Source organism: Pseudomonas peli, from assembly GCF_900099645.1.
GTDB lineage: Bacteria > Pseudomonadota > Gammaproteobacteria > Pseudomonadales > Pseudomonadaceae > Aquipseudomonas > Aquipseudomonas peli.
In genome coordinates, this window is record NZ_FMTL01000003.1 from 444,925 (window position 1) to 457,668 (window position 12,744).

At 62.1% G+C, this 12,744-nt stretch carries 9 protein-coding genes and 1 pseudogene; 9 read left to right on the forward strand and 1 reads right to left on the reverse strand.

Features of this window, described 5'->3' with window-relative positions:
* The first annotated feature begins 253 nt into the window (after positions 1 to 253).
* The 8 genes from glyA (at position 254) to torT (ending at position 10,385) form a co-directional block, all read left to right on the forward strand.
* Positions 254 to 1,507, forward strand: a complete 1,254-nt coding sequence (gene glyA, locus BLO50_RS16700; RefSeq protein WP_090254980.1) for a serine hydroxymethyltransferase — start codon at positions 254 to 256, stop codon at positions 1,505 to 1,507.
* 148 nt (positions 1,508 to 1,655) lie between these two features.
* Complete coding sequence (locus tag BLO50_RS16705) at positions 1,656 to 2,906, forward strand: sarcosine oxidase subunit beta family protein (protein WP_090254982.1); 1,251 nt, start codon at positions 1,656 to 1,658, stop codon at positions 2,904 to 2,906.
* A 12-nt stretch (positions 2,907 to 2,918) separates the two neighbouring features.
* Positions 2,919 to 3,245, forward strand: coding sequence for a sarcosine oxidase subunit delta (locus BLO50_RS16710; protein ID WP_090254984.1), 327 nt, complete (start codon positions 2,919 to 2,921; stop codon positions 3,243 to 3,245).
* Positions 3,242 to 6,262: a sarcosine oxidase subunit alpha gene (locus BLO50_RS16715; RefSeq protein WP_090254986.1), complete on the forward strand. Its 3,021-nt coding sequence runs from the start codon at positions 3,242 to 3,244 to the stop codon at positions 6,260 to 6,262. Before BLO50_RS16710 ends, BLO50_RS16715 begins: the two co-directional genes overlap by 4 nt.
* Positions 6,255 to 6,887, forward strand: a complete 633-nt coding sequence (locus BLO50_RS16720) for a sarcosine oxidase subunit gamma (protein ID WP_090254988.1) — start codon at positions 6,255 to 6,257, stop codon at positions 6,885 to 6,887. Before BLO50_RS16715 ends, BLO50_RS16720 begins: the two co-directional genes overlap by 8 nt.
* 124 nt (positions 6,888 to 7,011) lie before the next feature.
* Positions 7,012 to 7,875: a formyltetrahydrofolate deformylase gene (purU, locus tag BLO50_RS16725; protein WP_090254990.1), complete on the forward strand. Its 864-nt coding sequence runs from the start codon at positions 7,012 to 7,014 to the stop codon at positions 7,873 to 7,875.
* Positions 7,876 to 8,019: 144 nt separating this feature from the next.
* Positions 8,020 to 9,219: a formaldehyde dehydrogenase, glutathione-independent gene (gene fdhA, locus BLO50_RS16730; RefSeq protein WP_090254992.1), complete on the forward strand. Its 1,200-nt coding sequence runs from the start codon at positions 8,020 to 8,022 to the stop codon at positions 9,217 to 9,219.
* A 134-nt stretch (positions 9,220 to 9,353) separates the two neighbouring features.
* On the forward strand, positions 9,354 to 10,385 hold the full coding sequence (gene torT, locus BLO50_RS16735; protein ID WP_090254994.1) for a TMAO reductase system periplasmic protein TorT: 1,032 nt from the start codon (positions 9,354 to 9,356) through the stop codon (positions 10,383 to 10,385).
* A gap of 7 nt (positions 10,386 to 10,392) precedes the next feature.
* Here the strand turns inward: torT and BLO50_RS16740 are convergent.
* Positions 10,393 to 11,299: pseudogene (locus BLO50_RS16740) on the reverse strand (acyltransferase).
* Between the two features lie 181 nt (positions 11,300 to 11,480).
* On the opposite strand from BLO50_RS16740, the gene BLO50_RS16745 reads away from it, so the two are divergent.
* Positions 11,481 to 12,707, forward strand: a complete 1,227-nt coding sequence (locus BLO50_RS16745; protein WP_090254996.1) for a cyclic di-GMP phosphodiesterase — start codon at positions 11,481 to 11,483, stop codon at positions 12,705 to 12,707.
* Positions 12,708 to 12,744 lie beyond the last annotated feature (37 nt).

Sequence of the window (12,744 nt, forward strand, 5' to 3'; positions counted from 1 at the left end):
GATGCTTCTACTGTATCCGCGGTCACGCCTGCGTGCAGATACGGGGGCGACATCCTCTGCCATACAGGCGAAGCCGCAGCGCGCTGTCGCCTATAAGGCCTGCGCAATTGCGACGCGTGCATGTCGCAAACGCAATCCCCCGTGGCGTGCCTAGGCATCTGACCGATCAGGGCCAGTCATACCATCGGCTCACAAGGGCTCAGCCCGCTTACGACACAGATGCGCCACACCCCGGTGCCGCAGGAGATCAGTGATGTTCAGCAAGAACGACCAGATTCAAGGCTACGACGATGAATTGCTCAGCGCCATAAACGCCGAGGAGCGCCGTCAGGAGCACCATATCGAGCTGATCGCCTCGGAAAACTACACCAGCCAGCGGGTTATGGAAGCGCAGGGCAGCGGCCTGACCAACAAGTACGCCGAAGGCTATCCGGGCAAGCGTTACTACGGCGGTTGCGAGCATGTAGACGTGGTCGAGCAGCTGGCCATCGACCGTGCCAAGAAACTGTTCGGCGCCGATTACGCCAACGTGCAGCCGCACTCCGGTTCGTCCGCCAACAGCGCGGTGTACCTGGCGCTGATCAATGCCGGCGATACCATCCTCGGCATGAGCCTGGCCCACGGCGGCCACCTGACCCACGGCGCCAAGGTGTCGTCCTCGGGCAAGCTGTACAACGCCGTGCAGTACGGCATCGACACTGCCACTGGACTGATCGATTACGACGAAGTCGAGCGCCTGGCCGTTGAATGCCAGCCGAAGATGATCGTCGCCGGTTTCTCGGCCTATTCGAAAACCCTGGATTTCCCGCGTTTCCGCGCCATCGCCGACAAGGTCGGGGCGCTGCTGTTTGTCGACATGGCCCACGTCGCCGGCCTGGTCGCCGCAGGCCTGTACCCCAACCCGATTCCCTTTGCCGATGTGGTCACTACCACCACCCACAAGACTCTGCGCGGTCCGCGTGGTGGCTTGATCCTGGCCAAGGCTAATCCTGATATCGAGAAGAAACTCAATTCGGCGGTCTTCCCCGGTGCCCAGGGCGGCCCACTGATGCATGTGATTGCGGCCAAGGCTGTGTGCTTCAAGGAAGCCATGGAGCCTGGCTTCAAGGAATACCAAGCGCAGGTGATCAAAAATGCCCAGGCCATGGCCAAGGTGTTTATCGAGCGCGGCTATGACGTGGTCTCCGGCGGCACCGACAACCACCTGTTCCTGGTCAGCCTGATCCGTCAGGGCCTGACCGGTAAAGACGCCGATGCTGCCTTGGGGCGTGCCGGCATCACGGTTAACAAGAACGCCGTGCCGAACGACCCGCAATCGCCATTTGTCACCTCGGGCCTGCGTATCGGTACGCCAGCGATCACCACGCGCGGCCTCAAAGAGGCGCAGAGCATCGAGCTGGCCGGTTGGATCTGCAACATCCTCGACCACCTCGGCGATGCCGATGTGGAAGCGCAGGTGGCGACCTTGGCAGCAGGTCTGTGTGCCGATTACCCGGTCTACCGTTGATGAATATCTGCGCGGGCGAATTGCTGCGTTGCCCGGTGCTCGCAAGCTGCGCCTACCTACAGGTATGTCTTGCTTGCCGCGCTCCGGCCGCCTTGCACTTCATCCCGCTCGATGATTCATCCCAGGCTTCAATTTAGGGAGCACCTTTATGCAACGTTATTCCGGCTTCGGCCTGTTCAAGCACGCGTTCAGCCACCACGAAAACTGGCAGCGCATGTGGCGTAACCCAACGCCCAAGCCGGTGTACGACGTGATCATCGTCGGCGGTGGCGGTCACGGTCTGGCCACGGCCTATTACCTGGCGAAAGAGTTTGGCGTGAAGAACGTCGCGGTGATCGAGAAGGGCTGGCTGGGCGGCGGTAACACCGCACGCAACACCACCATCGTACGCTCCAACTACCTCTGGGATGAGTCGGCGCACCTCTACGAGCACGCGATGAAACTGTGGGAAGGCCTGTCCCAGGACCTCAACTACAACGTCATGTTCAGCCAGCGCGGCGTCTACAACCTCTGTCACACCCTGCAGGACATGCGTGACTCCGAGCGCCGCGTCAGCGCCAACCGCCTCAACGGGGTGGACGGCGAACTGCTGGATGCCAAGCAGGTGGCCGCAGAGATTCCGTACCTCGATTGCAGCAAGAACACCCGTTACCCGGTGCTGGGCTCCACCGTGCAGCGCCGTGGTGGCGTGGCCCGTCACGACGCCGTGGCCTGGGGCTATGCCCGTGCTGCCGATGCCTCGGGCGTGGACCTGATCCAGCAGACCGAGGTGATCGGCTTCCGCAAGGAAAACGGCGTGTGCATCGGTGTGGAAACCAACAAGGGCTTTATTGGCGGCAAGCGCGTCGGTGTAGTCACTGCGGGTAACTCCGGGCACATGGCCGGCCTCGCGGGTTTCCGTCTGCCGCTGGAATCCCACCCGCTGCAGGCGCTGGTATCCGAGCCGATCAAACCGGTCATCGACAGCGTGATCATGTCCAACGCCGTGCACGGTTACATCAGTCAGTCCGACAAGGGCGACCTGGTCATTGGTGCCGGTATCGACGGCTACAACGGCTACGGTCAGCGCGGCTCTTACGGCACCATCGAACACACCCTGCAGGCCATCGTTGAGATGTTCCCGGTGCTCTCGCGGGTACGCATGAACCGTCAGTGGGGCGGCATCGTCGACACCTCGCCGGACGCCTGCCCGATCATTTCCAAGACCCCGGTGCCCAATCTGTTCTTCAACTGCGGGTGGGGCACCGGCGGCTTCAAGGCCACGCCGGGTTCGGGTCACGTGTTCGCGGCCAGCCTGGCCAAGGGCGAAATGCACCCGCTGGCCAAGCCGTTCTCCATGGACCGTTTCCACACCGGCGCACTGATCGACGAGCACGGCGCTGCTGCCGTGGCTCACTAAGAGGGCTTACCCATGTTGCATATCTTCTGCCCTCACTGCGGCGAACTGCGCTCCGAAGAGGAGTTCCACGCCAAGGGCCAGGCGCATATTCCGCGCCCGCTGGACCCGACTGCCTGCACCGATGCCGAGTGGGGTGAATACCTGTTCTTCCGCGATAACCCGCGCGGCATCCACCACGAGCTGTGGGTGCATTCGGCTGGTTGCCGCAAGTACTTCAACGCCACCCGTCACACGGTGACCTACGAAATTCTCGAAACCTACAAGATCGGCGAGAAGCCCAGCGTTACTGCTGCTGGCACCGCCGAGAAAAAGGCCAGCGACCAAGGAGTAACGGCATGAGCCAGGTCAATCGTCTTGCCAGCGGCGGCCGCGTTGACCGCAGCCAGCCTTTGACATTCAGCTTCAACGGGCAGAGCTATCAAGGCTTTGCCGGTGACACCCTGGCTGCCGCCTTGCTGGCCAATGGCGTGGATATCGTCGGGCGCAGCTTCAAGTACTCGCGGCCGCGCGGCATCGTTGCTGCTGGCGCCGAAGAGCCGAACGCCGTGCTGCAGATTGGCAGCACCGAAGCGGCGCAGATCCCCAACGTGCGCGCCACCCAGCAGGCGCTGTATGCCGGTCTGGTCGCCAGCAGCACCAACGGCTGGCCGAGTGTGAACACCGACCTGATGGGCATTCTCGGCAAGGTCGGCGGCAAGATGATGCCGCCGGGGTTCTACTACAAAACCTTTATGTACCCGCAGAACCTCTGGCTGACCTACGAGAAATACATCCGTAAGGCCGCAGGTCTTGGCCGTGCGCCAACCGCCGTGGACCCGGACAGCTACGACTACATGAACCAGCACTGCGACGTGCTGGTGGTCGGTGCCGGCCCGGCGGGCCTGGCGGCAGCGCTGGCGGCTGCGCGCAGCGGTGCACGGGTAATCCTGGCCGATGAGCAGGAAGAGTTCGGCGGCAGCCTGCTCAGCACTCGCGAAACCCTCGACGGCAAACCGGCCGCCGACTGGGCCGCGCAGGTGATTACCGAGCTGTCTGGCATGCCTGAAGTGACTCTGCTGCCGCGTTCCACGGTCAACGGTTACCACGACCACAACTTCCTCACCATTCACCAGCGCCTGACCGATCACCTTGGTGAAATTGCGCCACTCGGTATGGTTCGTCAGCGCATGCACCGCGTGCGTGCCACGCGTGTGGTGCTGGCCACCGGTGCCCACGAGCGGCCGCTGGTGTACGCCAACAACGACGTGCCGGGCAATATGCTCGCCGATGCGGTGTCCACCTACGTGCGCCGTTATGGTGTGGCCCCGGGCAAGCAGCTGGTGCTGTCGACCAACAATGATTACGCCTACCGCGTGGTGCTCGACTGGCTCGACGCCGGCCTGCAGGTGGTGGCCGTCGCCGATGCACGCAGCAACCCGCGCGGCAGTTGGGTGGAAGAAGCGCGCAAGCGCGGCGTGCGCATCCTTACCGGCAGCGCCGTGGTGGAAGCCGCCGGCAGCAAGCGGGTGACCGCTGCACGCATCTGCGCCATCGATGTGCAAAGCCATAAGGTCAGCAGCCCCGGCGAAGTGCTCGACTGCGACCTGATCGTCAGCTCCGGAGGCTACAGCCCGGTGGTGCACCTGGCTTCGCACCTGGGCGGCCGGCCGACCTGGCGTGAAGATATTCTGGCCTTTGTGCCAGGCGAGGGTGGCTTCCAGAAGCGCCTGTGCGCCGGTGCGGTGAATGGCGTATTCGGCCTGGGCGATGCCCTGGCCGATGGTTTCGAGGCGGGTGTGTCGGCGGCTGCCGAAGCCGGCTTCAAGGCGGTTTCCGCCAGCCTGCCGCAGGTCGCTGTCCGTCTGGAAGAACCTTCCCTGGCGCTGTTCCAGGTGCCGCACGACAAGCCGACGGCGCGTGCGCCCAAACAGTTTGTCGACCTGCAGAATGACGTTACCGCTGCCGGTATCGAGTTGGCCACCCGCGAGGGCTTTGAGTCGGTCGAGCACGTCAAACGCTACACCGCGCTGGGCTTCGGCACCGATCAGGGCAAGCTGGGCAATATCAACGGCCTGGCGATTGCCGCCCGTTCGCTGGGCATCAGCATCCCGCAGATGGGCACCACTATGTTCCGCCCGAACTACACGCCGGTGACCTTCGGTGCGGTGGCCGGCCGTCACTGTGGCGCGCTGTTCGAGCCCAAACGTTACACCGCGATGCAAAGCTGGCACCTGCAAAACGGTGCCGAGTTCGAGGACGTGGGTCAGTGGAAGCGCCCGTGGTACTTCCCCAAAGCCGGTGAAGATCTGCATGCCGCCGTAGCCCGCGAGTGCCTGGCCGTGCGTAACGCAGTCGGCATTTTGGACGCCTCGACGCTGGGCAAGATCGATATTCAAGGCCCGGATGCCCGCGAGTTTCTCAACCGCGTGTACAGCAACGCCTGGACCAAACTGGATGTGGGCAAGGCGCGCTACGGTCTGATGTGCAAGGAAGACGGCATGGTCTTCGACGACGGTGTGACCGCCTGCCTGGCCGACAACCATTTTCTGATGACCACCACCACCGGCGGCGCCGCACGGGTGATGGAGTGGTTGGAAATCTACCACCAGACCGAGTGGCCGGAGCTGAAGGTGTACTTCACCTCGGTTACCGACCACTGGGCAACCATGACCCTGTCCGGCCCCAACAGCCGCAAGCTGCTGGCCGAGGTCACCGACATCGACCTGGACAAGGACGCCTTCCCGTTTATGACGTGGAAGGAAGGCCAGGTTGGCGGTGTGCCTGCGCGGGTGTTCCGCATCTCTTTCACCGGTGAGCTGAGCTACGAAGTCAACGTGCAGGCCGACTACGCCCTGGGTGTGTGGGAAAAGATCATCGAAGCCGGTAAGAAGCACGGTCTGACGCCTTACGGCACCGAGACCATGCACGAACTGCGTGCTGAGAAGGGCTTCATCATCGTCGGTCAGGACACCGACGGTTCGGTCACCCCAGACGACCTCAACATGGGCTGGTGCGTAGGGCGAACCAAACCGTTCTCGTGGATCGGCTGGCGCGGCATGAACCGCGAAGACAGCCTGCGCGAAGACCGCAAGCAGCTGATCGGGCTCAAACCCGTCGACCCCAACAAGGTGCTGCCGGAAGGCGCGCAACTGGTGTTCGACCCGAAACAGACCGTCCCGATGCAGATGGTCGGCCACGTCACCTCCAGCTACATGAGCGTGGCGCTGGGCTATTCCTTCGCCATGGGTGTGGTCAAGGGCGGCCTCAAACGCATGGGTGAGCGGGTGTTCGCACCGCTGGCCGATGGCAGCCTGATCGAAGCCGAAATCGTCAGCTCCGTGTTCTATGACCCGAAAGGGGATCGCCAGAATGTCTAATTTGATCAACGTTTATCAGCAACGCCCGGCTGCGGCACATGCCGAATCACCTCTGTTCCACGCTGGCCTTGAACAGCTGGCAGGTAAAGGCTCGGCCAGAGCCGGGGTGACGGTGCGCGAGAAGAAGCTGCTCGGGCACCTGACCCTGCGTGGCGACGCCAAGGACCCGGCGTTTGCCGGCGGTGTACACAAGGCCCTGGGCCTGGAACTGCCGGTGGCACTGACCCTGGTGGCGGCCGGCGACACCTCGCTGCAATGGCTGGCCCCCGATGAATGGCTGCTGATTGTGCCGAGCGGCAGCGAGTTCGCGGTCGAGCAGAAGCTGCGCGAGGCGCTGGAGGGCCAGCACATCTCGATCGTCAACGTTAGCGGCGGGCAGACCCTGCTGGAGTTGACTGGGCCGAAGGTGCGCGAAGTGCTGATGAAGTCCACCAGCTATGACGTGCACCCGAGCAACTTCCCGGCCGGCAAGGCGGTGGGTACGCACTTCGCCAAGTCGCAGCTGGTGATCCGCCACACTGCCGAAGACACCTGGGAACTGCTGATCCGCCGCAGCTTCTCCGATTACTTCTGGCTGTGGCTGCAGGACGCCAGCGCCGAGTTTGGCTTGGCGATCAAGGCCTGAAGCTTGCACGCACTGTCCCCTCTCACGCTTGCGGGAGAGGGTTAGGGAGAGGGCCGCTTTACCCTCTCCCCCAGCCCCTCTCCCATGAATGGAAGAGGGGAGCCATTGAGCGGAGCCCCTTACCATGAGCCGCACCCCCGATACCTGGATTCTCACCGCCCACTGCCCGAGCGTGCTCGGCACGGTGGATGCGGTGACGCGCTTTCTGTTCGAGCAGCGCTGCTACGTCACCGAGCACCATTCCTTCGATGATCGCCTGTCGGCGCGCTTCTTTATCCGTGTGGAATTCCGCCAGCCGGATGACTTCGATGAACTGGCCTTTCGCGCCGGTTTGAACGATCGCTTGAGCGCCTTCGGCATGCAGGTCGAACTGACCCCGCCGGGCTACCGCGCCAAGGTGGTGCTGATGGTCAGCAAGGCCGACCATTGCCTGAACGACCTGCTCTATCGCCAGCGTATCGGCCACCTGGCCATGGACGTGGTGGCGGTGGTGTCTAACCACCCGGATCTGGAGCCGCTGGCGCGCTGGCACGACATTCCCTATTACCACTTCTCGCTCGACCCGAAAGACAAGCCGGCGCAGGAGCGCAAGGTGCTGCAGGTGATCGAGGACAGCGGCGCCGAGCTGGTAGTCCTCGCTCGCTATATGCAGGTGCTGTCGCCAGAGCTGTGCCGCCAGCTGGATGGCTGGGCGATCAATATCCACCACTCGCTGCTGCCCGGTTTCAAAGGCGCCAAGCCCTATCACCAGGCCTATGAGAAGGGCGTCAAGCTGGTCGGCGCCACTGCCCACTACATTAACAACGACCTCGACGAAGGGCCGATCATCGCCCAGGGCGTGGAGTCGGTGGACCATGCCCACTACCCCGAAGACCTGATCGCCAAGGGCCGCGATATCGAGTGCCAGACCCTGGCCAAGGCCATCGGTTATCACCTTGAACGCCGCGTCTTCCTCAATGACGGCCGCACGGTGGTGCTGCACGCCTAAACCGCAACTGCTGAATCCCCGCTACGGGTGGGTCACCGACTGCCAAACCCTGGGTCCCGCCCGGCAACAGACACAAGCTCCAGTACAAGGCCGCGCGACCGTTGGCCGCGCCTTTGTATTCACAACAAGAAAGGAGAAATACGTATGTCTGGTAATCGTGGCGTCGTCTATCTCGGCGCTGGCAAGGTCGAAGTGCAGAAAATCGACTATCCGAAAATGCAGGACCCGCGCGGTCGCAAGATCGAGCACGCAGTGATCCTGCGCGTGGTCTCCACGAATATCTGTGGCTCCGACCAGCACATGGTGCGCGGCCGCACCACGGCGCAAACCGGGCTGGTACTGGGCCACGAAATCACCGGTGAGGTGATCGAGAAGGGCCGCGATGTGGAGAACCTGAAAATTGGTGATCTGGTCTCGGTACCGTTCAACGTGGCCTGCGGCCGCTGCCGTTCGTGCAAAGAGCAACACACAGGGGTGTGCCTGTCGGTCAACCCGGCGCGTGCCGGCGGTGCCTACGGTTATGTCGACATGGGCGACTGGACCGGCGGTCAGGCCGAATACGCCATGGTGCCATATGCCGATTTCAACCTGCTGAAACTGCCGGATCGCGACAGGGCCATGGAGAAGATCCGCGACCTGACCTGCCTCTCTGACATCCTGCCCACCGGCTACCACGGCGCCGTAACGGCGGGTGTCGGCCCTGGCAGCACCGTGTATATCGCCGGTGCTGGCCCGGTCGGTCTGGCTGCGGCTGCCTCGGCACGCTTGCTGGGCGCGGCAGTGGTGATTGTCGGTGACGTCAACCCGGTGCGTCTGGCGCATGCCAAGGCGGTGGGTTTCGAGATTGCTGACCTGTCCAAAGACACTCCGCTGCACGAACAGATCGCTGCGTTACTGGGCGAACCGGAAGTCGATTGTGCGGTGGATGCGGTGGGTTTCGAGGCTCGTGGTCACGGTCACGCAGGCGTGCAACACGAAGCGCCGGCCACGGTGCTCAACTCGCTGATGGGCGTGGTTCGGGTCGCCGGTAAGATCGGTATTCCCGGCCTGTATGTCACCGAAGATCCGGGCGCGGTGGACGCGGCGGCGAAGATCGGTTCCCTGAGCATCCGCTTCGGCCTCGGCTGGGCCAAATCCCACAGCTTCCATACCGGCCAGACCCCGGTGATGAAGTACAACCGCCAGCTGATGCAGGCGATCATGTGGGACCGCATCAATATCGCCGAAGTGGTCGGCGTGCAGGTGATCAGTCTGGACGACGCGCCGCGCGGTTACGGCGAGTTCGATGCTGGTGTGCCGAAGAAATTCGTCATCGACCCGCACAAGCTGTTCAGCGCCGCTTGATCAATAGGTGCACCTCGGCGGGCACTCAAGTGCCCGCCTTCAGCGCAGTATTGCGCCCTCGTTAGACCCGTAAAATTGGCTACAGTAAGTGCACGGCACGGCTGCTCAGTGCGCACTTTCCAGGGCCGGAGTTCATGCGGGTAATCGTTTTAACCCTCTGTTTGTTGTGCACGTCAGGCCTGGTCTCGGCTGCTGACTGGTTCCCTGTGTCCGTGCAGGCGGATGGCCAGGTACAGCCCTACCAACCCTTGGCGCAAGCGGCCAAGCCCTGGCGCATCTGTGCGCTGTTGCCCCATGGCAAGGATCGCTATTGGTGGGGTGTGGCCTGGGGTTTGGATGAAGAGGCCACCCGACAGGGCGTTCGCCTTGGCATCTATGAAGCCGGTGGCTATGAAAATCCTCAGGTGCAGGCCCAGCAGCTGGAACAATGCCGGCAACAAAATGCCGATGCCTACATCATCGCCGCGATCAACGCCCAGGCCCTCTGCGGGGCTATCGCCACGCTGGTCGAGCAGGGTAAACCGGTGATTGATCTGGTGAACGGCAGTGATTGCCCGGGGTTGAGTGCCAATTCGAGCGTGGACTTTGCCGACATGCTCAAGGCTGCGCTGGGTTACATCGAGCAGCATCGTCCTGCTGGGTCGTTCAGCCTTGGCTGGTTACCCGGGCCGCAGGGCGCGGGTTGGGTCGAGGATCTTGAGCGGTCGCTGCGCGAGGCCGAGCAGGCAGGTCGTATGCGCGTGGAGCATGGTGGCTATGCCCCGGTCGATCGCGCCAGCCAGGCGCAGCTGGTGCGCGGGCTGCTGAAGACGCATCCGCACCTCGATTACCTGCTGGGCAACGCCGAAGCTGCCGGGTTTGCCGCCCAGCTGGTGCAGACCTCCGGGCAAAACTACCGGGCGCAGGTACTGGCGACCTACACCACCGAACGGATTATCGAGCAGATTCGCGACGGCTTTATTGTTGCTGCGCCCACGGATTCACCGGTGATACAGGCGCGGATTGCTGTCGATCTGGCGGTCCGGGTGCTGGAAGATCAGCCGCATGCCCAGCAGGTCAGCCCGATGATCCAGATGCTCGATCAGGCTAGCTTGCCGCAGTTCGACATCAGCCGCCTGATGCCACCGCCGGAACACTGGATGATTCGCCGCGACCTGCCGCAGTAGGCCAACCCTAGCCGTGCGTTGGCGTGCTCAGCTCAGTGCGAATCTGCGCTATTCGCGCATCCTTGTCTTCCCAGAGTGTGTTCACCCAGTTCTGCACAAACTGGCGGAAGGTCGGATCATTTTCGTAGTCGCCCTGCCACAGCGCCGGGTCCAGCTCGCGGGTCTGGATATCGACGATCACCTTGTCCACCTGCCCGCTGATCAGCGCCCAGAAGCCTGGAATACGCGCACCGGGGTAGACCAGGGTCACGTCCAGCACCGTATCAAGCTGCTCACCCAGCGCCGCCAGCACAAAAGCCACGCCGCCGGCCTTGGGCTTGAGCAAGTACTGGAAGGGCGAACCCTGTTGCGCCTGCTTGGCCGGGGTGAATCGAGTGCCTTCGAGGTAGTTGACCACGGTCACCGGCAGGTCCTTGAACTTTTCGCAGGCCTGCTTGGTGATTTCCAGGTCCTTGCCCTGCATATGCGGGTGCTTGGCGAGAAACGCTTTGGAATAGCGCTTCATAAAGGGGTAGTCCAATGCCCAGAACGCCAGGCCGAGGAAGGGTACCCAGATCAGTTCCTGCTTGAGGAAGAACTTGAAGTACGGGGTCTTGCGGTTGAAGGCACTGCACCAGTGCTGGAATATCCACCCACGACTGATGGTTACTTATAACCAGGTAGGAGGTGCTTGGGCGCAGGTCAGCGCTGCCGCGAATATCCCAGCGCACGGGCAGTAGGGCGGCAAAGATCAGCTTGTTGATTTCCGCCCAGGTTTCCGCCACCCACATCACCCCGCGTGAGCTTGCAGTCTTAAGCGCTTTGCCCGGCAGGACGAACTTACCGAGGGCGATCAGCAGCAGCGGGCCGATCAGAATCAGCGTGTTAAACAGCAGCAGGAAAATGACGCTCAGACCGGTCAACAAACGGCGCATGGCAGCTCCTTAGGGTGCGCTTGAGCGGCAATGATAAGCAGTCGTGTCAAGGCTTCCAAGCCACTGATCTGCGACCGATGTCCTATGGCCATTAGTTGTTCCAAGTCCGCATAATGCTGGCTATTGTTCATCTATTCTTGTCTGACAATAACCGGGTTATTTTTCTGTTCGAGTGCCATCCATGTTGAAGTGCATCGCTGTGACCGACGTGCGAGTCGGTATGTATATCCACGAGTTCTGTGGCGCATGGATGGACCACCCCTTCTGGAAATCCAAGTTCCTTCTCAATTCTGAAAAAGACCTGCAGCGGATCAAGGCCAGCAGCATTGGCGAGCTTTGGATTGATGTCAGCAAGGGATTGGATGTCGAGGTTGGCACCGTGAGTGTCAGCCCCGAAGAGGTTGCCGCCGAAGCCGAGGCCGCACTCTTGGCGGCGGTACAGACCCCACCAGTCAATCTGGCGGTGTCGATGGAAGATGAGTTGCAGCGCGCGGCCAGGCTCTGCGAGCGCTCCAAGGCTGCAGTGGTCAGCATGTTTAGCGATGCGCGCATGGGCCAGGCCTTGCAGTTTGAACAGGCCGGGGAGTTGGTTGAGGAAATTTCCGATTCGATCATGCGTCATCCCAATGCGCTGATCAGCCTGGCGCGGCTGAAAAACGCCGACGAATACACCTACATGCATTCGGTGGCGGTCTGCGCGCTGATGATTGCTTTGGCTCGCAACCTGGGGCTCAACGAGGGCCAGGTGCGTGAGGCTGGGTTGGCCGGGCTGCTGCATGACATCGGCAAGATGGCGATCCCCAATGAGGTGCTGAACAAACCCGGTAAGCTCACTGACAATGAATTTGCCACCGTGCGCGATCATCCTGAAGCCGGTTCGCGCATGCTGATTGCCAGCAAGCAGGTCAGCGCGCTGGTGCTGGATGTGTGCTTGCACCACCACGAAAAAGTCGATGGCAGCGGTTATCCGCACCGCCTGGCCGGTGAGCAGATCAGCTTGTATGCGCGCATGGGCGCAGTGTGCGATGTGTATGACGCCATCACGTCTGATCGCCCCTACAAGCGTGGCTGGGACCCAGCCGAATCCATCCGCAAGATGGCCGAATGGAAAGGCCATTTTGACCCTGTAGTGTTCCAGGCTTTTGTCAAAACCGTGGGTATTTACCCCGTGGGTTCGCTGGTGCGGCTGGAAAGCGGGCGCATTGGCTTGGTGCTGGAGCAGCAAGCCAAATCCTTGCTTGCACCGCGGGTGAAGGTGTTCTTTTCGGCCCGCTCGAAAACCCCAATCCCGCAGGAAACCCTCGACCTCAGCAAGCTGGTCGGTCGCGACAAGATTGTTGGCCGTGAGTCTGCTGAGGAGTGGGGCTTTCGTAATGTCGAGGAACTCTGGAGCGGCATTTCCAGGTAGTGCCTTGGGTGCCACGGCTCGCGTGTCGAGCGGATAG